This is a genomic window from Streptomyces sp. NPDC027189 (assembly GCF_055566975.1).
This window is the reverse complement of record NZ_JBVHRI010000003.1, coordinates 33,659-55,219: the sequence shown is the minus strand read 5'-3', so window position 1 is coordinate 55,219 and position 21,561 is coordinate 33,659. Positions and strand designations below refer to the sequence as shown.

General features: G+C 70.3%; 21 protein-coding genes. 12 read left to right on the top strand and 9 right to left on the bottom strand.

Translation table 11 applies throughout. The annotated features are described in order from the left end of the window. Window positions 1-56: 56 nt before the first annotated feature. The gene (locus ACZ4RZ_RS08060; protein WP_467743152.1) at window positions 57-674 is read right to left on the bottom strand and encodes a TetR/AcrR family transcriptional regulator; all 618 of its coding nucleotides are present in this window, start codon (window positions 672-674) and stop codon (window positions 57-59) included. 123 nt (window positions 675-797) lie between these two features. On the opposite strand from ACZ4RZ_RS08060, the gene ACZ4RZ_RS08055 reads away from it, so the two are divergent. The 8 genes from ACZ4RZ_RS08055 (at window position 798) to ACZ4RZ_RS08020 (ending at window position 8,702) form a co-directional block, all read left to right on the top strand. Further along, window positions 798-1,595, top strand: a complete 798-nt coding sequence (locus ACZ4RZ_RS08055) for an acetoacetate decarboxylase family protein (RefSeq protein ID WP_467743151.1) — start codon at window positions 798-800, stop codon at window positions 1,593-1,595. Beyond that, complete coding sequence (locus ACZ4RZ_RS08050; protein ID WP_467743150.1) at window positions 1,595-2,479, top strand: SDR family NAD(P)-dependent oxidoreductase; 885 nt, start codon at window positions 1,595-1,597, stop codon at window positions 2,477-2,479. Before ACZ4RZ_RS08055 ends, ACZ4RZ_RS08050 begins: the two co-directional genes overlap by 1 nt. Window positions 2,480-2,490: 11 nt before the next feature. After that, window positions 2,491-3,774, top strand: coding sequence for an amidohydrolase family protein (locus ACZ4RZ_RS08045; RefSeq protein WP_467743149.1), 1,284 nt, complete (start codon window positions 2,491-2,493; stop codon window positions 3,772-3,774). Beyond that, entirely contained in the window at window positions 3,771-4,997 is a 1,227-nt protein-coding gene (locus tag ACZ4RZ_RS08040; RefSeq protein ID WP_467743148.1) for an amidohydrolase family protein, read from the top strand. Before ACZ4RZ_RS08045 ends, ACZ4RZ_RS08040 begins: the two co-directional genes overlap by 4 nt. 233 nt (window positions 4,998-5,230) lie before the next feature. Then, on the top strand, window positions 5,231-5,941 hold the full coding sequence (locus tag ACZ4RZ_RS08035) for a VIT1/CCC1 transporter family protein (RefSeq protein WP_467743147.1): 711 nt from the start codon (window positions 5,231-5,233) through the stop codon (window positions 5,939-5,941). A 122-nt stretch (window positions 5,942-6,063) separates the two neighbouring features. Further along, a complete protein-coding gene (locus ACZ4RZ_RS08030) occupies window positions 6,064-6,936 on the top strand; it encodes a sterol desaturase family protein (RefSeq protein WP_467743146.1) in 873 nt (290 codons plus the stop codon). Continuing rightward, a complete protein-coding gene (locus ACZ4RZ_RS08025) occupies window positions 6,933-7,619 on the top strand; it encodes a lysoplasmalogenase (protein ID WP_467743145.1) in 687 nt (228 codons plus the stop codon). Before ACZ4RZ_RS08030 ends, ACZ4RZ_RS08025 begins: the two co-directional genes overlap by 4 nt. A 39-nt stretch (window positions 7,620-7,658) precedes the next feature. Further along, window positions 7,659-8,702 (top strand): zinc-dependent alcohol dehydrogenase family protein, encoded by a 1,044-nt coding sequence (locus ACZ4RZ_RS08020; RefSeq protein ID WP_467743144.1) that lies wholly within the window; start codon window positions 7,659-7,661, stop codon window positions 8,700-8,702. 3 nt (window positions 8,703-8,705) lie between these two features. Here the strand turns inward: ACZ4RZ_RS08020 and ACZ4RZ_RS08015 are convergent, their stop codons facing one another. The 5 genes from ACZ4RZ_RS08015 to ACZ4RZ_RS07995 all read right to left on the bottom strand — a co-directional run bounded on the left by ACZ4RZ_RS08015 (window position 8,706) and on the right by ACZ4RZ_RS07995 (window position 15,150). Then, window positions 8,706-9,722: a CopD family protein gene (locus ACZ4RZ_RS08015; protein WP_467743143.1), complete on the bottom strand. Its 1,017-nt coding sequence runs from the start codon at window positions 9,720-9,722 to the stop codon at window positions 8,706-8,708. 241 nt (window positions 9,723-9,963) lie between these two features. After that, entirely contained in the window at window positions 9,964-11,364 is a 1,401-nt protein-coding gene (locus ACZ4RZ_RS08010; protein ID WP_467743142.1) for a CoA transferase, read from the bottom strand. 7 nt (window positions 11,365-11,371) lie between these two features. Further along, window positions 11,372-11,917, bottom strand: coding sequence for a hypothetical protein (locus ACZ4RZ_RS08005; RefSeq protein WP_467743141.1), 546 nt, complete (start codon window positions 11,915-11,917; stop codon window positions 11,372-11,374). A gap of 75 nt (window positions 11,918-11,992) precedes the next feature. Next, on the bottom strand, window positions 11,993-13,519 hold the full coding sequence (locus tag ACZ4RZ_RS08000) for a S8 family peptidase (RefSeq protein ID WP_467743140.1): 1,527 nt from the start codon (window positions 13,517-13,519) through the stop codon (window positions 11,993-11,995). A gap of 104 nt (window positions 13,520-13,623) precedes the next feature. Continuing rightward, window positions 13,624-15,150 carry a S8 family serine peptidase gene (locus tag ACZ4RZ_RS07995; RefSeq protein ID WP_467743139.1) on the bottom strand — a complete coding sequence of 509 codons (1,527 nt, stop codon included), beginning with the start codon at window positions 15,148-15,150 and terminating at the stop codon, window positions 13,624-13,626. Between the two features lie 374 nt (window positions 15,151-15,524). Between ACZ4RZ_RS07995 and ACZ4RZ_RS07990 the strand changes: the two genes are divergently transcribed. From ACZ4RZ_RS07990 to moaA, 3 genes are all read left to right on the top strand, one after another. Continuing rightward, window positions 15,525-15,881, top strand: a complete 357-nt coding sequence (locus tag ACZ4RZ_RS07990; RefSeq protein ID WP_467743138.1) for a DUF485 domain-containing protein — start codon at window positions 15,525-15,527, stop codon at window positions 15,879-15,881. After that, on the top strand, window positions 15,878-17,497 hold the full coding sequence (locus ACZ4RZ_RS07985; protein ID WP_467743137.1) for a solute symporter family protein: 1,620 nt from the start codon (window positions 15,878-15,880) through the stop codon (window positions 17,495-17,497). The genes ACZ4RZ_RS07990 and ACZ4RZ_RS07985 overlap by 4 nt, the downstream gene beginning before the upstream one ends. A 170-nt stretch (window positions 17,498-17,667) precedes the next feature. After that, complete coding sequence (gene moaA, locus ACZ4RZ_RS07980; protein ID WP_467743136.1) at window positions 17,668-18,657, top strand: GTP 3',8-cyclase MoaA; 990 nt, start codon at window positions 17,668-17,670, stop codon at window positions 18,655-18,657. 118 nt (window positions 18,658-18,775) lie between these two features. Here moaA and ACZ4RZ_RS07975 read toward each other — a convergent pair whose 3' ends face one another. Continuing rightward, window positions 18,776-19,030, bottom strand: a complete 255-nt coding sequence (locus ACZ4RZ_RS07975) for a hypothetical protein (protein ID WP_467743135.1) — start codon at window positions 19,028-19,030, stop codon at window positions 18,776-18,778. A 211-nt stretch (window positions 19,031-19,241) separates the two neighbouring features. Continuing rightward, the gene (locus ACZ4RZ_RS07970) at window positions 19,242-19,652 is read right to left on the bottom strand and encodes a DUF3099 domain-containing protein (protein ID WP_467743134.1); all 411 of its coding nucleotides are present in this window, start codon (window positions 19,650-19,652) and stop codon (window positions 19,242-19,244) included. Window positions 19,653-19,898: 246 nt separating this feature from the next. Here ACZ4RZ_RS07970 and ACZ4RZ_RS07965 point away from each other — a divergent pair, with 246 nt between their 5' ends. Next, window positions 19,899-20,174: a GlsB/YeaQ/YmgE family stress response membrane protein gene (locus ACZ4RZ_RS07965; protein ID WP_467743133.1), complete on the top strand. Its 276-nt coding sequence runs from the start codon at window positions 19,899-19,901 to the stop codon at window positions 20,172-20,174. Window positions 20,175-20,273: 99 nt separating this feature from the next. On the opposite strand, the gene tyrS is transcribed toward ACZ4RZ_RS07965, so the two are convergent. Next, window positions 20,274-21,542 (bottom strand): tyrosine--tRNA ligase, encoded by a 1,269-nt coding sequence (tyrS, locus tag ACZ4RZ_RS07960; RefSeq protein ID WP_467743132.1) that lies wholly within the window; start codon window positions 21,540-21,542, stop codon window positions 20,274-20,276. Between the last annotated feature and the right edge of the window lie 19 nt (window positions 21,543-21,561).

Sequence of the window (21,561 nt, the reverse complement as noted above, 5' to 3'; positions counted from 1 at the left end):
ACGGAGTCTAGGGAGGCGGCGGTCCGCGCCGCCACCGAATATTTTCGAGGTCCGGATCAGCGTGCGAGCAGCGCTTCCACCAACGCCCGTACGGAGGTGACGAACAGCCGTTCCTGGTCGACCGGCCCGGCCAGCGCACGGGCCAGGCCCGGGTCGTCCTCCGCGCTCTCGGTGCCCCACAGCTGCTCCTCGGCGGGCTGCTGGACCGGCGCGCGCTCGCGGTTGCGCTCGACCAGGACGAAGCCGACGACCTGGAACTGCACGGCCCGTACAACCTCGGCCGCGCGGGCGCCCCGCAGCCCCGTGGCGTGCACCTCATGCACCAGGGCCCGCTGCGCGGGCAGGAACATCCGCTCGGTCAGGCCGCGTTCGTGCACCATCGCGACGAGGTGCGGGTGGTCGCGCAGCTGTCGGCGCAGGGCGCGGGCCACCGACACGATGCGCTGCGCCGGCGTGCGCCCGGTGGGTCGGATCACGCCGAGGTCCGCGACGGTCCGCTCCACGAGTGCGTCGAGCAACGACTCGCGATTGCCGACATGCCAGTAGATCGAGGTCACCGCGGTGCCCAGCTCGGCGGCGAGCTTGCGCATCGTCAGGGCGTCCGGGCCGTGCTGCTTCACGAGCCCGGCGGCGGTCTCCAGGATCTCGTCGCGCGTGAGTGCCGGTCTTCCCATGGTGCTCCCAAGTCCGTGTCCGCACGCGTATTTACCCTTCGCGGAGTCTGCTGTAACTGTGTTACAGGCGCCAGTGACGGACCATCAGGAACCTTCGATGCCTTCGGTGAAGGGCGGTACGACATGGCACGAGTGAGGTACGGAGCACGGACCGAGGCGGAGATCGCCGCCGCACGCACCGCGAGCTCCAAGCTCCCCGACATCTGGTCCACCGGCGTGGTGGCCGTCTGGGAGAGCGATCCGGACGCGGTCGCGGCGGTCCTGCCGCCCCCGCTGAAACCCACCGGGCGGCCCCTGGTACGGGTGAACATCAGCAAGGTCGACCTGCCCGGATACCCGCTGGGCGCGGGCTCGTTCGCCGTCGCCGCCGCGCACGACGGCGTCGAGGGCTGGTACCCGCTCGTCATGCCGATGACCCACGAGCGGGCCCTCATCGGCGGCCGCGAGGTCTTCGGGGAGCCCAAGAAGCTCGGCGAGGTGACGGTCGAGCGCGACGGCCTCGTCGTCCGCGCTGCGCTCGCCCGGCACGGCATCGCGTTCGTCGAGGTGCGCGGCGCGGTCAGCGGTGACCTGCCGCTGCCCGAGCCCGCCCAGAAGACCGACTTCTACTTCAAATTCCTTCCCGCGGTGGACGGTTCGGGCTTCGACGCCGAGCCCGTCCTCGTGCACTGCCTGCGCAACGAGAAGGTGCGCAGGCTGGAGCGCGTCACCGGGGACGTCGTCCTGCGCGAGTCGATGTACGACCCGGTCGCCGATCTCGCCGTACGCGAACTCGTCGAGATCACCATCGGCGAGAAGACCACCGACCAGAAGGGCAAGGTCGTCGAACGGGTCAGTGCCCAGGCCCTGCTGCCGTACATCCACCAGCGCTACGACGATCCGCAGCAGATCCTCGACGGCCCGCCGGAGGGAAGCGTCTGATGGAGCTCGGAGAAGGACAGGTCGCCGTCGTCACCGGCGCGGCGAGCGGGATCGGGCTCGCGATGGCACGGCGGTTCGCGGCGGACGGTCTGAAGGTCGTCCTCGCGGACGTCGAGGAGGCCGCCCTGGAGAAGGCCGCCGCCGAGCTGCGGGAGGACGGCGCCGACGTGCACGCGCGCGTGGTGGACGTCGGGGAGCGCCCGGAGGTCGTCGCGCTCGCCGAGGACGCCTACGAGAAGTACGGCGCGGTGCACGTGCTGTGCAACAACGCCGGGGTCGGATCCGGAGCCGAGGGCCGCATGTGGGAGCACGACCCGAACGACTGGAAGTGGGCGTTCGCCGTCAACGTCTGGGGCGTCTTCCACGGCGTCCAGGCGTTCGTCCCGCGGATGATCGCCCAGGGCGAGCCGGGCCACGTCGTCAACACCTCCTCCGGCGACGGCGGGATCGCCCCGCTGCCCACCGCCTCCGTGTACGCCGTCACCAAGGCGGCCGTCGTGACCATGACCGAATCGCTGTACGCCCACCTGAAGGCGGAGCACGCGCGCGTGGGCGCGTCCGTGCTCTTCCCGGGGCCCCACATGCTCCGTACGGGCCTGTGGGAGTCGCACCGCAACCGGCCGACGCGGTACGCGAAGCGGCGGCCCAGGAAAACCCCGTACCGCAGCCTCGACCAGTGGGAGGCCGCGATGAAGGAGGCGGGCCACGAGGTGCGCTTCACGCCCGTCGAGGAGGTCGCCGACCTCGTCGCCGAAGGGATCCGACAGGACCGCTTCTGGCTGCTGCCCGAGAGCGAGCACAGCGACCGGCAGATCCGGGCGCGGTCGCAGTCGATGCTCGACCGCTCCGAACCGTCGTACCTAGAGAATTTCATTCTGGACTGAGGAGGCAGGCGATGGCCGGCCAGGACCCCTACCTGATCATCTCCTCCGACTGCCACGCCGGACTCCCCACCGAGGAGTACCGGCCCTATCTGGACCCCCGTTTCCACCGCGAATTCGACGAGTTCCTCGCGGGCCGCGACCGGCGCCGCGAGGAGATGACGCGGCTCGGGATCCGGAACGAGGCGTTCGCGAACAAGTGGTTCCAGGACAATGAGGAAGGCCTGCGCGGCGGCTGGGACACCGCGCAGCGCCTCAAGGAGCTGGACGGCGACGGCGTGGCCGCGGAGGTGGTCTTCCCGGACGCGGACGCCGTGGACAGCCAGACGGCCGCCCCCTTCGGTGTCGGCCTCGGCCTCTCCGGGGACCAGGACCCCGAACTCGGCATGGCGGGCGCGCAGGCGCACAACCGCTGGCTGGCGGACTTCGTGTCCGAGAACCCGGAACGGCACTGCGGAGTCGCCCTGTTGCCCATCACGGCGGAGGTGTCGCGCGTGGTGGAGGAGGTGTACCGCGCGAAGGAGTCGGGGCTCGGCGCCCTGATGATTCCCTCCATGTGGGTCGACAAGGAGCCGTACCACGACCGCCGTTACGACCCCGTGTGGGCGGCCGCCGCCGAGTGCGGGATGCCGGTGGTGACCCACTCCGGGGCGGCGCCGCGCCACGAGTACGGCGACCACCTCGGCATTTATGTCAGCGAGGTGACCTGGTGGCCCGCCCGCCCCCTCTGGTTCCTGCTGTGGTCGGGAGTCTTCGAGCGGTACCCGGGCCTCAAGTTCGGGGTCGCGGAGTCGGGTTGCTGGTGGCTGCCGAACCTCCTCTGGTTCATGGACCGCCTCTACCTGGGCGCGCACGGCGGCAAGAAGCTGTCGCCCTTCGCGGAGCTGAAGCGGCCCCCGCACGAGTACCTGGACCGGCAGCTCTTCATCTGCGCGACGAACACCAAGCGCCGCGAACTGGCCCAGCGGTACGAGATCGGCGTCGACAACATCCTCTGGGGTAGCGACTTCCCGCACCCCGAGGGCACCTGGCCCGACACGCGCGCGTGGCTGGCGAAAACCTTCCACGACATCCCGGTCGAGGAGACGCGCCGCATGCTCGGACTGGCGGCCGCGGACGTCTTCGGCTTCGACGTCGAGAAGCTGACGCCGCTCGCCCGGCGTATCGGCCCTACCCCCGCCGACCTCGGCCAGAGCGACGACCAGACGGCCGTGGAGGCGTCCTGGGCGCGCTCGCGCGAGGTGGGCCGCCACTGGCTGACCGACCACGACTTCCCGGTCCTGGGAGCCACGTCATGAGCGATCGGTACACGGTGATCTCCGCGGACTGTCACGCGGGCGCCGACCTTCTCGACTACAAGCCGTACTTGGCGAGGCGGCACCACGAGGCGTTCGACGCGTGGGCGGCCACGTACGTCAATCCGTACGAGGACCTGCTCGCCGACACGGCCGACAAGAACTGGAACTCCGAGCGGCGCCTCTCGGAGCTGGAGGACGACGGGATCGTCGCGGAGGTCGTCTTCCCCAACACCATCCCGCCGTTCTTCCCGTCGGCCTCCCTGATGGCGCCGGCCCCGACGGCGGAGGAGTTCGAGCAGCGGTGGGCCGGGCTGCGCGCCCACAACCGCTGGCTCGCGGACTTCTGCGCGGCCGCGCCGGGCCGTCGGGCGGGCGTGTTCCAGATCCTTCTGAACGACGTGGACGAGGCGGTGAAGGAGATCCGCTGGGCCGCGGGTGCGGGCCTCAGGGGCGGCCTCCTGCTGCCCGGCACACCGCCGGGTTCGGGCTTGCCCGAGCTGTACTCCGCGGCGTACGACCCGATCTGGGCGGTCTGCGCGGAACTGGGCGTGCCGGTGAACCACCACGCGGGCTCGGCGTCGCCGCCGCTGGGCGACGAACCTGCCGCCCGGGCGGTGTTCATGGTCGAGACGACCTGGTTCTCGCACCGCGCGCTGTGGCACCTGATCTTCGGCGGCGCGTTCCGTCGCCACCCGGACCTGAAGCTGGTGCTGACCGAGCAGGGCTCGGGGTGGATCCCCGGGGTGCTCGACATGCTGGACTACTACCACGGGCGGCTGGTGGCGGCCGCCACCAAGGCGTCCACGGCCGAGTCGAAGTTCGGCGCGGGACTGGCCGCGGCGATGGGCAGGGGCCCTTCGGAGGTCTGGCGGGACAACTGCTTCGTCGGCGCCAGCTTCATGCGCCCGCACGAGGTGCCGCTGCGCGACCGCATCGGCCTCGACAAGATCATGTGGGGCAGCGACTACCCGCACGACGAGGGCACCCACCCCTACTCCCGGGAGGGCCTGCGCATCTCCTACGCGGGCCTGCCCCGGGAGGAGATCGCGGCGATGGTCGGCGGCAACGCGGCCCGTGTCTACGGCTTCGACCTGGCCTACCTGGACGGGATCGCGGCGAAGGCCGGCCCGACGGTGGACGAAATCGCCGAGCCGCTGGGCACCCCGCCCGCGGACGCGACGAGCCCGGTGTTCGCGAGGGGAGGGTCGGTACGGGTGTGGTGACGGCCCCACAGGTCGGTGCGGGTGTGTAAGGGCCCCACAAGGCCGGTGCGGGTGTGGTGAGCGCCGGACGGGTCCGTGCGGGTGTGGTGAGCGTCGGACGGGTCCGTGCGGGTGTGGTGAGCGTCGGACGGGTCCGTGCGGGTGTGGTGAGCGCCGGACGGGTCCGTGCGGGTGTGGTGACGGCCCGACGGGTCGGTGCGTGGCTGGGGCGCCCGCAGTGCGATCCTCCCCGTGTGACGCAACCTTCGCACGACGAGGCCCACGGGGGCGCGCTCGGTTCGCGGCTGAACTGGCTGCGGGCCGCGGTCCTGGGCGCCAATGACGGCATCGTCTCCACCGCGGGCCTCGTCGTCGGCGTCGCGGGCGCCACGAGCGACCGCGCCGCGCTGCTCACGGCGGGGCTCGCGGGACTGCTGGCCGGGTCCATGTCGATGGCGGCGGGCGAGTACGTGTCCGTCTCCACCCAACGGGACTCGGAGTTGGCCGCCCTGGCGGAGGAGAAACGGGAGCTCAAGGAGCAGCCGGAGGCAGAGCTCCAGGAGCTGACGGAGCTGCTCGAGGAGCGGGGTCTGTCACAGGACGTGGCCCGGGAGGCTGCGGTCCAGCTGACCGAGCGGGACGCGTTGAAGGCCCACGCGCGCGTGGAACTCGGCATCGACCCCGAGAACCTCACCAACCCCTGGCACGCGGCGTGGGCGAGCTTCCTGTCGTTCACCGTGGGCGCGTTGCTGCCGCTGCTGGCGATCGTGCTCCCACCTGCGGACTGGCGGCTGGGGGTCACGGTCGTGTCCGTGCTGGCCGCGCTCGTCCTGACCGGCTGGAGCAGCGCGCGGCTGGGGTCGGCGGACGCGGGGCGAGCGGTGCTGCGGAACGCGGCCGGGGGCGCGCTGGCGATGGCCGTGACATACGCGGCGGGGGCGCTGTTGGGGGCGGTCGGCGTGTGAACGCATTGTCCGGTGCCGCACGACCATTGGCGGAGATCACCAAGAAGCAAGCGCGTACCGCCGGTAATACTTGTGGGTAACAACCCCTAGCCGCAGCGGACCAGCGGTTCTACGGTGCACCCATGCCGAACCTGCCCGATGTCGTGCTGTGGTCCATACCCGCCTTTGTGCTGCTCACCGTGATCGAGATGGTGAGCGTCCGGATCCATCCGGACGAGGACGCCGCGGGATACGAGGCGAAGGACGCCGCGACGAGTGTCGGCATGGGGCTCGGAAGCCTCGTCTTCGACTTCGTCTGGAAGATCCCGATCGTCGCGATCTACACGGCGATCTACGAGCTCACACCCCTCCGCGTGCCCGTCCTGTGGTGGACCGTGCCGCTGATGCTGCTGGCCCAGGACTTCTTCTACTACTGGTCCCACCGCGGGCATCACGTCATCCGCATCCTCTGGGCCTGCCACGTCGTCCACCACTCCAGCCGGAAGTTCAACCTCAGCACCGCCCTGCGCCAGCCATGGACCTCCCTCACCGTGTGGCCCTTCTACGTCCCGCTGATCGCCCTGGGCGTGCACCCGGCGGCGCTCGCGTTCTGCTCTTCGGCGAACCTCGTCTACCAGTTCTGGATCCACACCGAGCGCATCGACAAGCTGCCCCGCCCCTTCGAGTTCGTGTTCAACACGCCCTCCCACCACCGCGTCCACCACGCCTCCCAAGGCGGCTACCTGGACCGCAACTTCGGCGGGATCCTCATCGTGTGGGACCGGCTCTTCGGATCCTTCGTCGCCGAAACCGAGCGGCCCGTCTACGGGCTCACCAAGAACATCGCGACGTACAACCCCTTGCGCGTGGCCACGCATGAGTACGCCGCAATCGCCAGGGACCTGAAGGCGGCCGCGAGTTGGCGCGAGGGGGCGGGGCGGGTCTTCCGCGGGCCCGGCTGGCAGCCGGCCGGAGCGGTCACTCCGAAGAAGCCGGTCACGGAGCCCGTCGCGTGAACCCACGCCTCGCGCGCGTGCTGCTCGTCGCCTTCGTTCTCGCGGTGGTCGTCGACCTCGTCTCCCTGGCCGCCGGGTACGACCTCGGGCACACGATCGCCAAGCCGCTCCTGATGCCGCTGCTCGCCGCCCACGCGGGCGTACGCGGCGGCCCGCGGCTCCTGGTCGCCGCCCTGCTCTGCGGCTGGGGCGGCGACGTACTGCTGCTGTCCGACGCCGACCCGGCCTTCCTCGTGGGGATGGCCTCCTTCGCGGCGGGACACGTGTGTTACCTCGTCCTCTTCAAGCCTCATTTCGGAAAAGGCGCTCCACGCGCGCGTGGAGCCTGGCTCGCAGGGGGATACGCGGTCGCTCTCGTCGTCACCGTCACCCTCCTGTGGCCCGACCTGCCCGCCGGTCTCCGCATCCCCGTCGCGGGCTACAGCCTGCTGCTGACCGCGATGGCGTACGGGGCCGGCAGGCTCGGGCTCGTGGCGGGTCTCGGCGGCGCTCTCTTCATGCTCTCGGACACGCTCATCGCCACCGGAGTCGCCGACTGGCCGCAGCTCCCGAGGCCGGACTTCTGGATCATGCTCACGTACGCCGCTGGACAGTATCTGCTGGTCCGCGGGGTGCTGGGCACCCTCGGCGCGCGCCCCGCGCCGACGGCGGCGTACGGTGAGATGCGCTCAACCACCCCCTGAGCGCATCCACCGACGCCCCGCACGAGAAGGATCCTCGCCATGCGCGCCACCACCATCCATGCCCCGTACGACATGCGTGTGGAGGACGTGCCCGAGCCCATTGTTCAGCTGCCCACCGACGCGGTCGTTCGGGTGCTGCGCGCCTGCATCTGCGGCAGCGACCTGTGGGCGTACCGCGGCGAGGCGGCCCGGCAGCCGGGGCAGCGGATCGGGCACGAGTTCCTCGGCATCGTGGAGGAGACCGGCTCCGAGGTGACCGGCCTCCGGCGCGGTGACCTGGTCGTCGCGCCCTTCATGTGGTCCGACGGCGTGTGCGACTACTGCCGCGAGGGGCTCACCACGTCGTGCGAGCACGGCGGCTTCTGGGGTTCCGTGGGGTACGACGGCGGGCAGGGCGAGGCCGTGCGCGTGCCGTTCGCCGACGGCACCCTCGTACAGCTGCCCAAGGACGCGGCCTCCGACGACCACCTGCTGTCGGCCCTGCTGACGCTGTCCGACGTCATGGGCACCGGCCATCACGCGGCCCTCGGCGCCGGGGCCCGGAAGGGCGCCACCGTCGCCGTCGTCGGCGACGGGGCCGTCGGGCTGTGCGCCGTGCTGGCCGCCAAGCGGCTCGGTGCCGAGCGGATCATCGCGCTCGGACGCCACCAGGTGCGTACGGACATCGCGCGCCGCTTCGGTGCCACGGACGTCGTCGCCGAGCGCGGCGACGCGGCGGTCGAGGCCGTGCGGGAGCTGACCAGGGGCCAGGGCGCGCACTGTGTCGTCGAGGCGGTCGGCACCGAGCAGTCCATGAAGACGGCCGTGAACATCACCCGCGACGGCGGCGCCATCGGCTTCGTCGGCGTTCCGCACGGCAGCGGTACGGGCCTCGACCTGGGCGTCATGTTCGACCGGAACATCGCCCTGCGCGGTGGTGTCGCGCCCGTGCGCGCCTACATTCCGGAGCTGCTGCCCGACGTCCTCGACGGGACCGTCGATCCGTCGCCCGTCTTCGACATGACCGTCGGCATGGAGGGCGTGCCCGACGGCTACAAGGCGATGGACGAGCGGACCGCCCTCAAGGTGCTCGTGACCAACTGACGGTCACCACCTGATCGGCAGCGGCAGCGCCGTCAGCACGCCCGAGACGGCGACGACCGCGCCCAGTGCCAGGACCTCCGCACGCGCGGGGGAGCAGGCGCTGAGCGGGTCCGCCGCCCGGCGCAGCCGCAGTCGCGCCCATACGGCCAGGACGGCGACGGCCGTCACGACGAGCACCTTGGCGAGCAGGGTGTGGCCGTACGCCGTCGACGTCAGCTGGTCCAGGACCGTGCCGGACGGCATGCGGCGCAGCGCGCTCCAGATGCCCGTCGCGGTGATCGCCGCGAACAGGACGGCCGCTACGCGCGCGTAGCGGCCGAGCAGCGCGGCGCCTGCCTCCGGAGCCGTGACACGCCACTTCCGCAGCATCCGCAGGACGTGCAGCAGACCGCCCGCCCACAGCGCGGCGCACGTGACATGAATGAGTGTCAGACAGGAGCCGACCAGCGGACTGTGCTCCGGTGCGGGGTGGGCGCGCAGCGCCTCGGCGACCACCAGCGCGGCCAGCGGCCACACTTGGCTACCCGGTCGGCGCGAGCGGGCGCACAGCCATGCGCCCGCGAATGCGTTGACCTCCAGCAGCGCCAGCTTGCCGTCCCGGGTCCGGTAGAGCCCGCCGACGTCCATGTCGGAGAGGTGGTGCGGCAGCAGATTGCCGGTCGCCACGACGGAGGCGAGCCCCAACGCGGCGACGAATCCGGCGGCAGCGGTGTAGGGCGCCCAGCTGCGGGGCGCGTCCTCCAGGGGCGCCCCGGGCAGGCGGCGGGCCAGCCGGGCCGCGAACAGTTCGCCCGCGGGGACGCTCAGCGCCGCGAACAGCACCGTACGCAGCACGGCTATGCCGCCGACACCGGGCGCCGCGGCCTCGCCCGTACCGTGCAGTGCGGTACGCGGGCCGAGCAGCGGGATCAGGGCCGCGGCGGCCACCAGGGCGAGCACGGCGACGGCCCGGCCGGTGGCCCGGCGCCGCGCCGGCTCGCTCGCGTCCGCCGCGTCGGCTGATGGCCTTGTCAACGTCACCTCACGATCTTCAACAGTCGTTACAGATCAGGGCAAGTGGACGGAAAGAACTGGTGGAACGGCATTCCGCCCATAGGTACGTTTCTGATCGAGCGACGGCTCAGGTGTTCTCAGGCTGTGCGGCGTTCGAGGACGAGGCCGTTCGGGCCGATCGGGGGTCTGGGGGCGGAGCTCCCAGAGACCGGAAGGGCAGGGGGCGGCGGGGGCGAATCAAACACTCCACGACCCCACCGTGCCCGGCTCAGCCCCATCGCGCCGGATCCGTCCCCCAAGTCCCCGGCGGCCGGGCCCAGTCGACGGGCCCGCCCGCGAACGAGACCGGCGGCAGGGCGTACCGGAGCCGCCCTATGCCGCTCTCCCGCTCGGCGAGCCAGGCGTCCGGCCGGTCGTACGCCTCCTCCGCCGCGGAGTCTTCTGTCGCACCCGGCGCCTCACCCCGCTCGATCCCGTCCGTCAGCCACGCCGCGGTCCGCGCCAGCGCCAGCCGTACGACGCGGCCGTACCCATGCTCCGACTGTTCGGTCAGCGCGCGCAGCACGGCCGCCGCCAGCAGGTAGCCCGTCCCGTGGTCGAGTGCCTGCGCGGGCAGCGCACCCGGCTGCTCCGGTGAGCCCTCCGTCGCGGCGATCCCGGTGGCCACCTGCACCAGGCTGTCGAAACCCCGCCGCTCACCCCACGGCCCGTACGCTCCCCACGCCGACAACTGCGCCACGATCAGGCCGGGTTTGCGCTCGGCCAGTGCCTCGGGGGAGAGCCCGAACCGGTCCAGCGCGCCGGGCCGGTACCCGGTGACGACGACGTCCGCCGAAGCGAGCAGCTCCTCGAACGTGCTCCGGTCGGTCGACAGGTCCAGCGTCGTCGACCGCTTCCCGAAGCCGGTGTCCGCGTGCGCGTCGGGGTCTTCGGGAAGCCGCGGCGCGTCCACGCGCAGCACGTCCGCGCCCAGCAGGGCGAGAGTGCGGGTGGCGACCGGGCCCGCGATGACCCGGGTCAGGTCCAGGACGCGCACCCCGGCGGCGGGCAGCAGCGGATCGCCGTCGAGCGGGGAGAGCACACGCGCGCGTGCGGTGTCCACGCGTTCGTGCTCGATCAACGGCCGCCCGGCCACCGCGATCCCCTGCTCGTGCGCGGCCCACTCCTTGGCGCTGCGCAGTGCGACGGCGAGGCCCCCGGCGCCGTACACCGTCTCCTCCACCTCCGCCGCGGACCGCTCGGCGAGCAGGCCGGCGACGTCCGTCACCGTCGCGTCCTCCGCCAGCCCCAACGCGCCCAGCAGCCTTGCCCGGTGATGCGGATAGTTCGCGTGCGTCCGCACCCACCCGTCCGCCGTCCGCCAGAACCGCGACAACGGGGCGAAGTTGACCGGCGGCCGCCCGTCGATCAGCAGATGCCGCTCGCTGACGAACGCCGTGGCGACAGCCCCGTCGTCCACCCGTACCCGGGGCACCTCCGCGAGCCCGGCCCGCCGCGCCGCCAACTCGGCGGCCGCCAGCGCACACGCCCCCACACACCCCCGCCCCAACTCCCGCACGGGCAGCCGGGCCTCCAGCGCGCCCTCGCGCACAACGGTCGAAACCCGGGGAAGCAGCGCGGGATCTCCGCCCAGCCCCTCCCACACAGCAACCATCGGTGAATGAGTCATACAAGCACTATGCAGGGTGGACTCGATCAACATCAGAGGCGGCCGCCCACCACAGGCGCACCTCCTTGCGTACGTCCGTCGGGCGCAGCTCCCATCCCTGGGCGAGGGCGACCTCGGCGACGTAACTCCCGCCGACGCCCCGGTAGATGTGCAGCGGTATCTCACACTCGACCGGCGGCTTCGCCTTCTTCGGCTTGCGTGGCGCAGAGGCCGCCGCGGTCCACTCGGCGACCTCCTTGTCGACCCTCGCCCTGTAGTACTCGGTGTCGCCCTCGTGCCGCACCTCAGGCCACCACACGCACCAGTAGGCCAGGTCACCGAGCCGGTCCAGCGTCCGATCCATGAACTCTCCGAAGTCGTGCTCGGCGCGCTCACTGAACGCGGCGATCACCTCCACCAGGAGACCGATCGTGATGAAGGCGAGCGCCGTCGCCACCCACACCACACCCAGCACCGGGGCGTACACCACGGACGCGATGAAACGGAGCACCAACTGCCACCTGGGCCGGACCGGTTCAGGAGTCCAGTTCGCGGGATCTTCGTACACATGCATGCCCGAGATCCTGCCGTGCGAGAGGGCCGGGCCGGACGGATCGTCCGCCCGGCCCGAACCATCTGCACAAGAGCCCTACTTCGTCACCGCGTCCAGTGCGTCCGCCGTGCCCCAGCCGTAGAAGCCGTTGTAGTTCTTCGGCCCCTCGCACACCGCGTCGACCTTGCCGTCGCTGTCGATGTCGTACGGGTCGGTGCACGGCGTGGCGTCGGCCTCGGCGTACAGCAGGGCCTTCACCAGTGCGGCGGGGGCGTGCGGGTGCGTCGACTTGATGAGGGCGGCCACGCCCGCGACATGCGGGGTCGCCATCGACGTACCGGCCATGTAGCCCCACTTTCCGCCGGGCAGCGGCCCCAGGATCAGACCGCTCGTGGCGGGCGGGGCCGGCGTCTGGAAGCGCGTCGAGTCGCCGCCGGGTGCGGCGATGTCGATGACGCCCAGGCCGTAGTTGGAGAAGGACGACTTGATGCCCTTCGCGCCGGTCGCCGCGACCGTGACGACGCCCGGCAACTGGGTGGGAATGTCATAGCACTTGGACGGGTCGATCACCCGGTCCGACGGGGTCCCGTCGTTCGGGGAGACCGGGTCGGTGATCGAGTCGGCGGCCAGGTCGTAGCTCTCGTTGCCCGCCGCCGCGACGTTGACCGCGCCCTTCTTCTCCGCGTACCGCGAGGCACGGGTGATCGCGTCGACCAGGGCCTTCTGGTCCGGGTCGTCCTTGCAGTTGAAGTACCAGGGGTCGGTGTAATAGCTGTTGTTGGTGACGTCGACACCGTGCTCGGCCGCCCACACGAAGCCGCAGACCACGGCCTCCGTGTAGAAGTAGCCGGCGGTGGTGGCCACCTTGATGCCGGCGACCTTGACCCCCGGAGCGACACCGGTGATGCCGACGCCGTTCTTGGCACCCGCGATCTCACCCGCCACGTGCGTGCCGTGCGGGCTCTCCGCGGCGGTGGGCCGCCAGGCCCCGTCGGCCGTGTCCGGCTTGCCCGACACGCAGTTGACGGACGCGTCGCGGTCGAAGTTCGGCGCGATGTCGGGGTGCGTGTCGTCGACGCCGGTGTCGATCACGGCGACGGTGACCTTGCTGCTGCCGAGCGTCTTCTCGTGCGCCTTGTCCGCCTTGATGGCGGGCAGGTCCCACTGCAGCGGTTCCAACGGGTCCTGCCCGTCCACCGCTTCGGCGCTCGCGACCTGCTCCTGCTGGGCGGTGAGCGCCTTCGGCGTGCCCTCGTCGGTGGTCGACTGGGCCGGCAGCGGCGCGTTGCGCGTGTTCCCGGCCGATTCCACGCCGCGTACGCCACGGATCGTCTTGGCGAAGTCGGCGTTCGACGAGTGCACGACGATGACACCGATCTGGTCGTACGACGTCACGATGGTGCCGCCCGCCTCGGCGATGGCCTTCTCCACGGAGGCGGAAATGCCGTGTCCGGGGCGGACGTTGACGACATAGCTGAGCGAGGTCGCGTCGGCGGCGGCAACCTGCTGGGGTGCCTCCTGTGCCGACGCGGTGGCGTTCGGCAGGAAGGCGAGGGCCGTCGCCGTGGCCATCCCGAGCGGGATCGCTATGGCGCGACGGGAGCGCTTGTAGGGCGCTGTCATGGAGTCTCCAGTTCGATTCGCGGACGAGCTGTACGAGCCGTGAGCCGTGCGGAAGCTCAACCGGCGGTCGTTGGCGGTTACTTGATCCAACGATCGGCAACGGATTACTTGACGGCTCGCAGCGCGTTCACGATCCCGAATCCATAGAAGCCGTTCACGCGCTTGCCGCCCGCGCAGGTGGCGTCCACGACGCCGTCGCCGTTCCCGTCGTACGGGTCGGTCGGGCAACCCGGGTTGTCCGCCTCGGCCTTGAGGAGGGCCTGGAGCTGAGCCGGAGAGGCCCAGGGGTACTTGGACTTCAGCAGTGCCGCGACACCGGCCACGTGCGGCGTCGCCATTGACGTGCCCTGCAGGAAGCCGTATTGGTTGTTCGGCATGGTGGAGAGGATGCGGCCGTTCTGCGACGGCGTGTCGGGGATCTGGTATTTGTCGCCGCCCGGCGCCGCGACGTCGATGACGCCGTCGCCGTAGCTGGAGAAGTACGACTTGGCGCCCTTGACGCCGGTCGAGCTGACGGTGACGACGCCCGGCAGCTGGGTCGGCACGTCGAAGCACTCGTGCGGGTCGATCGTGCGGGTGACCGGCGTCGAGTCGTCGGGGCTGGAGTCGTCGACGATCGCGTCCGAGTCGAGGTCGTCGTTGGAGTTGCCCGCCGCGGCGACGTTGAGGGTGCCCTTCTTCTGGGCGTACAGCTGGGCCCTGTTGACCGCGTCAACAATTGCGCGTTGATCGGGGTCGTCCATGCAGTTGTACAGCCACGGGTCAACGTAGTAGCTGTTGTTGGTGATCTCGACGCCGTGGTCGGCGGCGAACACGAAGGCGCAGACGACGCTCTCCGGGAAGAAGAGCTGGCCCGCGTCCGGCTCGGCCACCGTGATGCCCGCGACCTTCACACCGGGCGCCACACCGGCGACACCGACGCCGTTGCGGGCCGAGGCGATCTCGCCCGCGACATGGGTGCCGTGGTAGTGGTCGGCGTCCACGGGACGCCAGGCGCCGTACGTGGTGTCCGGCTTGCCGCCCACGCAGTTCGCGGACTGCGAGGCGGAGAAGTTCGGGGCGATGTCCGGGTGGGTGTCGTCGACGCCGACGTCGATCACGGCGACCGTCACGTCCTTGCTGCCCGGGTTGATCTTCGCGGCCTTGTCGGCGCCTATCGCGCGCAGGTCCCACTGGTCGGCCTCGAGGGGCTCCGCGCCCGACGTGGCGCCCTGCGCGACCTTCGCGGCCTCGGCGGCCGACAGCACCTGCGCCGCGCCCTCGTCCGTCGTCCCTGCGGGCGCCAGCGGCGCCGTCCGCGTCGCGCCCGCCGACTGCACTCCGCGTACCGCCCGGATCTGCTTCCCGAAGTCCGGGTTGGCGGAATGGACGACGATCACACCGATCTTCTCGTACGCGATGACGACGGTGCCGTCGGCCGCCGCGATCGCCTTCTTCACCGACTCGATCGTGCGGTGGTCCGTCGTGGTGTTGACCACGTACGCCAGGTTGGGGCTGTCCGCGCTCGTCGCGGCGGACCCCGTGCGCGGGGCGGCCGACGCGGCGCCCGGCAGGAAGCCGAGCGAGGCGGTGAGCGACAGAACGACCGGCACGGCCAGGGCGAGGCGGCGTCTGGATCGCAGATGAGCCATGGGATCTCCACATCATCCGGAAAACGGAGCTGCCCGAACACAGGTGGTGCTCGGGCAGGTACATGACGGAGTGGTGCAGGCCGAAGCTATCCCTCGTCCGACCTGGCCAGCAATGACTTCCGTCGATGACTTCCGAAAGAAGTCGGGGGAGTTGAACCGGTCCACGCGTGGCGCCGTGACCTTGAGCAGGGAGCCCGAGGACGATCGAGCCCCCTACTGGATTACGCACAGGAGTCGAACCGTCGCTACTGGTTACGTGATCCGCGTCACTGTGAGGTCAGAACCGCATGTCCGTACCCGAGCCGTCCCCGTCCGCGAGCTCCGACTCGCCCCCGTCCACCGTCGCAACCGCACCCGTAACGCGAGGAGACACCGTGGCCACCGACGCACCGCCACCCTCGAAAGCCGGATACCCACTCCCCTCCACCGAGGAGTTCGTCGAGGTGCAGGAGAGCGCCGAGTTCGGTGAACTGCGCCGCTCGTACCGCTCCTTCGCCTTTCCGCTGACCGTCGCCTTCATCGCCTGGTACCTGCTGTATGTCCTGCTCTCGAACTACGCGGGCGACTTCATGGGCACCAAGCTGTTCGGCAACATCAACGTCGCCCTGGTGCTCGGCCTCGGCCAGTTCCTCACCACGTTCCTCATCGCCTGGTGGTACTCGCGGCACGCCGCCGCGAAGCTCGACCCCAAGGCCGAGGCCATCAAGTCCCGGATGGAGGGCGAGGCATGAGCCCCGCGATCACCCTGGCCGCCGGTGAGGCGAGCGAGCACCGGCCGCTGATCATCACCCTGTTCGCGGTGTTCGTCGCCGCGACCCTCGTCATCACCGTGTGGGCCGGCCGCCAGACCAAGAGCGCCGCCGACTTCTACGCGGGCGGCCGCCAGTTCACCGCCTTCCAGAACGGCCTCGCCGTCTCCGGCGACTACATGTCCGCCGCGTCCTTCCTCGGCATCGCGGGCGCGATCGCCCTCTTCGGGTACGACGGCTTCCTGTACTCCATCGGCTTCCTGGTCGCCTGGCTGGTGGCCCTGCTCCTGGTCGCCGAGCCGCTGCGCAACTCCGGCCGGTACACGATGGGCGACGTCCTCGCATACCGCATGCGCCAGCGCCCGGTCCGAACGGCCGCGGGCACCTCCACCATCGTCGTGTCGATCTTCTATCTGCTGGCCCAGATGGCGGGCGCGGGCGTCCTGGTCTCGCTGCTCCTCGGCATCACCAGCGACGGCGGCAAGATCGGCATCGTCGCCCTCGTCGGCGTCCTGATGATCGTGTACGTCACCATCGGCGGCATGAAGGGCACCACCTGGGTCCAGATGGTCAAGGCCGTGCTGCTGATCGTCGGAGCCCTGCTGCTCACCTTCCTGGTAATGCTGAAGTTCAACTTCAACATCTCCGACCTGCTCGGCAAGGCGGCCGACAACAGCGGCAAGGGCACGCCCTTCCTGGAGCCCGGCCTCAAGTACGGCGCCACGTCCACGACCAAGCTGGACTTCATCTCCCTGGGCATGGCACTGGTCCTGGGTACCGCGGGCCTGCCGCACATCCTGATCCGCTTCTACACCGTGCCCACGGCCAAGGCCGCGCGGAAGTCGGTGAACTGGGCGATCGGCCTCATCGGCGGCTTCTATCTGATGACACTCGCGCTCGGCTTCGGCGCCGCCGCGCTGATCAAACCGGAGGAGATCGTCGCCTCCAACAAGGCGGGCAATACGGCGGCACCCCTCCTGGCGCTGCACCTGGGAGGCGTCGACTCCACCTGGGGCGCCATCCTGCTCGCCTCCATCTCGGCCGTCGCCTTCGCCACGATCCTCGCGGTCGTCGCCGGTCTGACACTGGCCTCGTCCTCCTCGTTCGCGCACGACATCTACGCGAACGTCATCAAGAAGGGGCAGGCCACCGAGAAGCAGGAGGTCAGTGCCGCGCGCTACGCGACGATCGCCATCGGCGCCGTCTCCATCGGCCTGGGCGCCCTCGCCCGCGACCTGAACGTCGCCGGCCTGGTCGCGCTCGCCTTCGCGGTCGCCGCGTCCGCCAACCTGCCGACGATCCTCTACAGCCTCTTCTGGAAGCGGTTCACCACGCAGGGCGCACTCTGGTCGATCTACGGCGGTCTGGTCACCGCGGTCGGCCTGGTGCTCTTCTCGCCGGTGGTCTCGGGCAAGCCCACGTCGATGTTCCCGGACGTCGACTTCCACTGGTTCGCGCTGGAGAACCCGGGCATCATCTCGATCCCGGTCGGCTTCCTGCTGGGCTGGCTGGGCACGATCCTGTCCAAGGAGGAGCCGGACGCCGGCAAGTACGCCGAGCTGGAGGTTCGGTCCCTCACGGGCACGGGAGCGCACTGAGTCCGCACCGCCGACGGCCCCGTCGTAGACGCTGGTAGATCACTACTAGTAGGTCCCTACGACGGGGCCGAGCCGTACCTCGTGGGATCCGGCCGCTGTCGATGTCAGTTGCGTCACGTAGGCTCGCAGGTGTCTGAAAGATGTGATCCGGATCGAGGGAGGGGGCCCACGTGCTCATCGACACCTACGGCCGAGTGGCCACCGACCTGCGCGTCTCGCTGACCGACCGCTGCAATCTGCGGTGTACGTACTGCATGCCCGAAGAGGGCCTGCAGTGGCTGGCCAAGCCCGACCTGCTCACGGACGACGAGATCGTCCGTCTCATCGACATAGCCGTCACCAGCCTCGGCATCACCGAGGTCCGCTTCACCGGCGGCGAGCCCCTGCTGCGCCCCGGCATCGTGGGCATCGTCGAGCGGGTCGCCGCCCTGGAGCCGCGCCCCCAGATGTCCCTGACGACCAACGGCATCGGCCTCAAGCGCACCTCGACCGCCCTGAAGGCGGCGGGCCTGGACCGGGTGAACGTATCGCTGGACACCCTGCGCCCCGACGTCTTCAAGACCCTCACCCGCCGTGACCGCCACAAGGACGTGATCGAGGGCCTCGAAGCCGCCCGCGACGCCGGCCTGACCCCGGTCAAGGTCAACTCGGTACTGATGCCGGGGCTGAACGACGACGAGGCCCCGGACCTGCTCGCCTGGGCGGTGGAGCACGACTACGAGCTCCGCTTCATCGAGCAGATGCCTCTGGACGCCCAGCACGGCTGGAAGCGCGAGGGCATGGTCACCGCCGGTGACATCCTCGCCGCACTGCGCACGCGGTTCGACCTCACCGAGGAAGGCGCCGCCGAGCGCGGCTCCGCCCCCGCCGAGCGCTGGCTCGTCGACGGCGGTCCGCACCGCGTCGGCGTGATCGCCTCGGTCACCCGCCCGTTCTGCTCGGCCTGCGACCGTACCCGCCTGACGGCCGACGGCCAGGTCCGCACCTGCCTGTTCGCCACCGAGGAGACCGACCTGCGGGCCGCGCTGCGCTCGGACGCCCCCGACGAGGAGATCGCCCGCATATGGCGGGTCGCGATGTGGGGCAAGAAGGCGGGCTCGGGGCTGGACGACCCCGCGTTCCTGCAGCCGGAGCGCCCGATGTCGGCGATCGGCGGCTGAGCCGAACCGCACGGGACTCCGGCAGCCGAGCGAACCCCTCGGTGGACTCCGGCGGCTGAGCTAACCCTCGGTGGATTCCGGCGGCTGAGCGAACCCCCGGTGGATTCCGGCGGCTGAGCTAACCCCCGGTGGATTCCGGCGGCCGGGGCTCCTCCCACTCGTCGAGCTTCACGACGTCCTTCAGGAACCCGCGCACACCAAGGAACTTGGACAGGTGCTCGCGGTGCTCCTCACACGCGAGCCACGTCTTGCGACGCTCCGGCGTGTGCAGCTTCGGGTTGTTCCAGGCGAGCACCCACACGGCATCGGCACGGCAGCCCTTGGCCGAGCACCGCGGAGTCGCGGGGGAGGAATCGGGGAGCGGGAAAGTCACGGCTCAACCCTAGACGGCTCCGAAAAGGCGACGCCGAGCAGCCACGGGGGGAGCTGCCCGGCGTCGGTCCGTCGCTCCGACGGGGGATGCGGAGCGCGTACGAAGTATGTCACGGGTAACCCGTCGCCCGGCACCGGAACAACATGATTGATCTGAGCTTTTCTTGAGCTTGGTACGCGGCTGGGTTCCGCTTTCGGAGGATCCTCCGTGGTCAGGTCGGGGTCACGTCAGGTCGTGCGCCGTGTCCCGCAGGCGTGTCCCCTGGGTCGGCCGCGACATCTTCTGGGACGTCCTCCGGGACGGATTCCGCGAAGCCGTCCTCACGCGGCGGAGCGATCATCGGACGGGTGGGGACGTTGACGAATGTCGAGGGGAGCGACGGCGCGTTCTCCCGGCCCGCGTTGGCGATCACCACGGCGATGTAGGGGAGGAGCAGCCCGAGCACCAGCGCGACGATGGCGACATGCCGCTCGACGTTCCACAGCGTGGCGGCGAGGATCACGGCGACCGTGCGGACGGACATCGAGATGACATAGCGGCGCTGCCTGCCCCGTACGTCCTCGTCGAGCCCCTGCCTGGCCCCGGTGATCCGGAAGACCTGGACATTGCTCTGCTTCCGCATCACGTTCCACCACCCGCCTGTGTCGGACGTTCCCCGGTCCGGACCCGGTCCGAACCCGGTCAAGGAAGCAGGCCCGAACACGTCCCACGTTACGCCGCGGCTGCGTCGCATTCGAGACCGGGTCATGTCCTGACGGGGCGGACATGATGCGCCGTACCGCGTATGGCTGCGCCCGACATGCGCCGTATGGCGGGACAACCCGAGACTGGGCGTACTGCTCACGTAGAGCCGTACTAGGAGGCAGACATGGGCTGGTTGTGGGCGATCATCGTCGGGTTCGTGCTGGGCCTGATCGCCAAGGCGATCATTCCGGGAAAGCAGCACAGCCCGCTTTGGCTGACCACCATCTTCGGCATCCTCGGCGCGATCGTCGGCAACGCGATCGCCCGTGCGGTCGGCGTGGATGCCACCGCCGGCATCGACTGGATGCGGCATCTGTTCCAGCTCGTGGCCGCGATCATCATCGTGTTCCTGGGCGACATGCTCTACATGGCGGTTCGGGGCAACAAGGTGAAGGCCTGACGGCACGACCGGACGGCTCGGCGGTGCGACCGGCAGGCGTGGCGGTACGACGCAGGGGGCGGCCCGTGACGGAGCCGCCCCCTATGTACACGCTCGGGCTCAGCCGCCCGTGACCTCCACCGCGGCCAGGTTCTTCTTGCCCCGGCGCAGCACCAGCCAGCGCCCGTGCAGCAGGTCCTCCTTGGCGGGGGTCGCGTCCTCGGCGGCGACCTTCACGTTGTTCACGTACGCCCCGCCCTCCTTGACCGTGCGGCGCGCGGCGGACTTGCTCGCCACCAGGCCGACCTCCGCGAAGAGGTCCACGACGAGACCGAGCTCGGCGACCTGGATGTGCGGCACCTCGGAGAGGGCCGCTGCCAGCGTCTTCTCGTCGAGCTCGGCCAGCTCGCCCTGCCCGAAGAGGGCCTTGGACGCGGCGATCACGGCGGCCGTCTGGTCGGCGCCGTGCACCAGCGTCGTCAGCTCCTCGGCCAGCGCGCGCTGCGCGGCGCGGGCCTGGGGACGCTCCTCGGTCTGCTTCTCCAGCTCTTCGAGTTCCTCGCGGGACTTGAAGGACAGGATGCGCATGTACGTGGAGACGTCCCGGTCATCCACGTTCAGCCAGAACTGGTAGAACGCGTACGGCGTCGTCATCTCGGGGTCGAGCCAGATGGCGCCGCCCTCGGTCTTGCCGAACTTGGTGCCGTCCGCCTTGGTCATCAGCGGCGTCGCCAGCGCGTGCACATTGGCGTGCGGCTCCAGGCGATGGATCAGATCGAGGCCCGCGGTGAGGTTGCCCCACTGGTCGCTGCCGCCCTGCTGCAACGTGCAGCCGTAGCGCCGGTACAGCTCCAGGAAGTCCATGCCCTGCAGCAGCTGGTAGCTGAACTCCGTGTAGCTGATGCCTTCCTCGGACTCCAGGCGCCGGGCCACGGAGTCCTTCGTCAGCATCTTGTTGACGCGGAAGTGCTTGCCGATGTCCCGCAGGAACTCGATCGCCGACAGGCCGGCCGTCCAGTCGAGGTTGTTCACCATGACCGCGGCGTTCTCGCCCTCGAAGGACAGGAACGGCTCGATCTGTGAGCGCAGCCGGGTCACCCAGTTCGCGACCGTCTCCGGATCGTTCAGCGTGCGCTCCGCCGTCGGGCGCGGGTCACCGATCTGGCCCGTCGCGCCGCCGACCAGGGCGAGCGGGCGCAGGCCCGCCTGCTGAAGGCGGCGCATGGTCAGGACCTGCACCAGGTGGCCGACGTGCAGGCTGGCCGCGGTCGGGTCGAAGCCGCAATAGAACGTGACGGGACCGTCCGCGAGCGCCTTGCGCAAAGCACCTTCGTCAGTGGACAGGGCGAACAGGCCCCGCCACTTCAGCTCGTCGACGATGTCCGTCACGGTTCTCGTATCTCCTTCA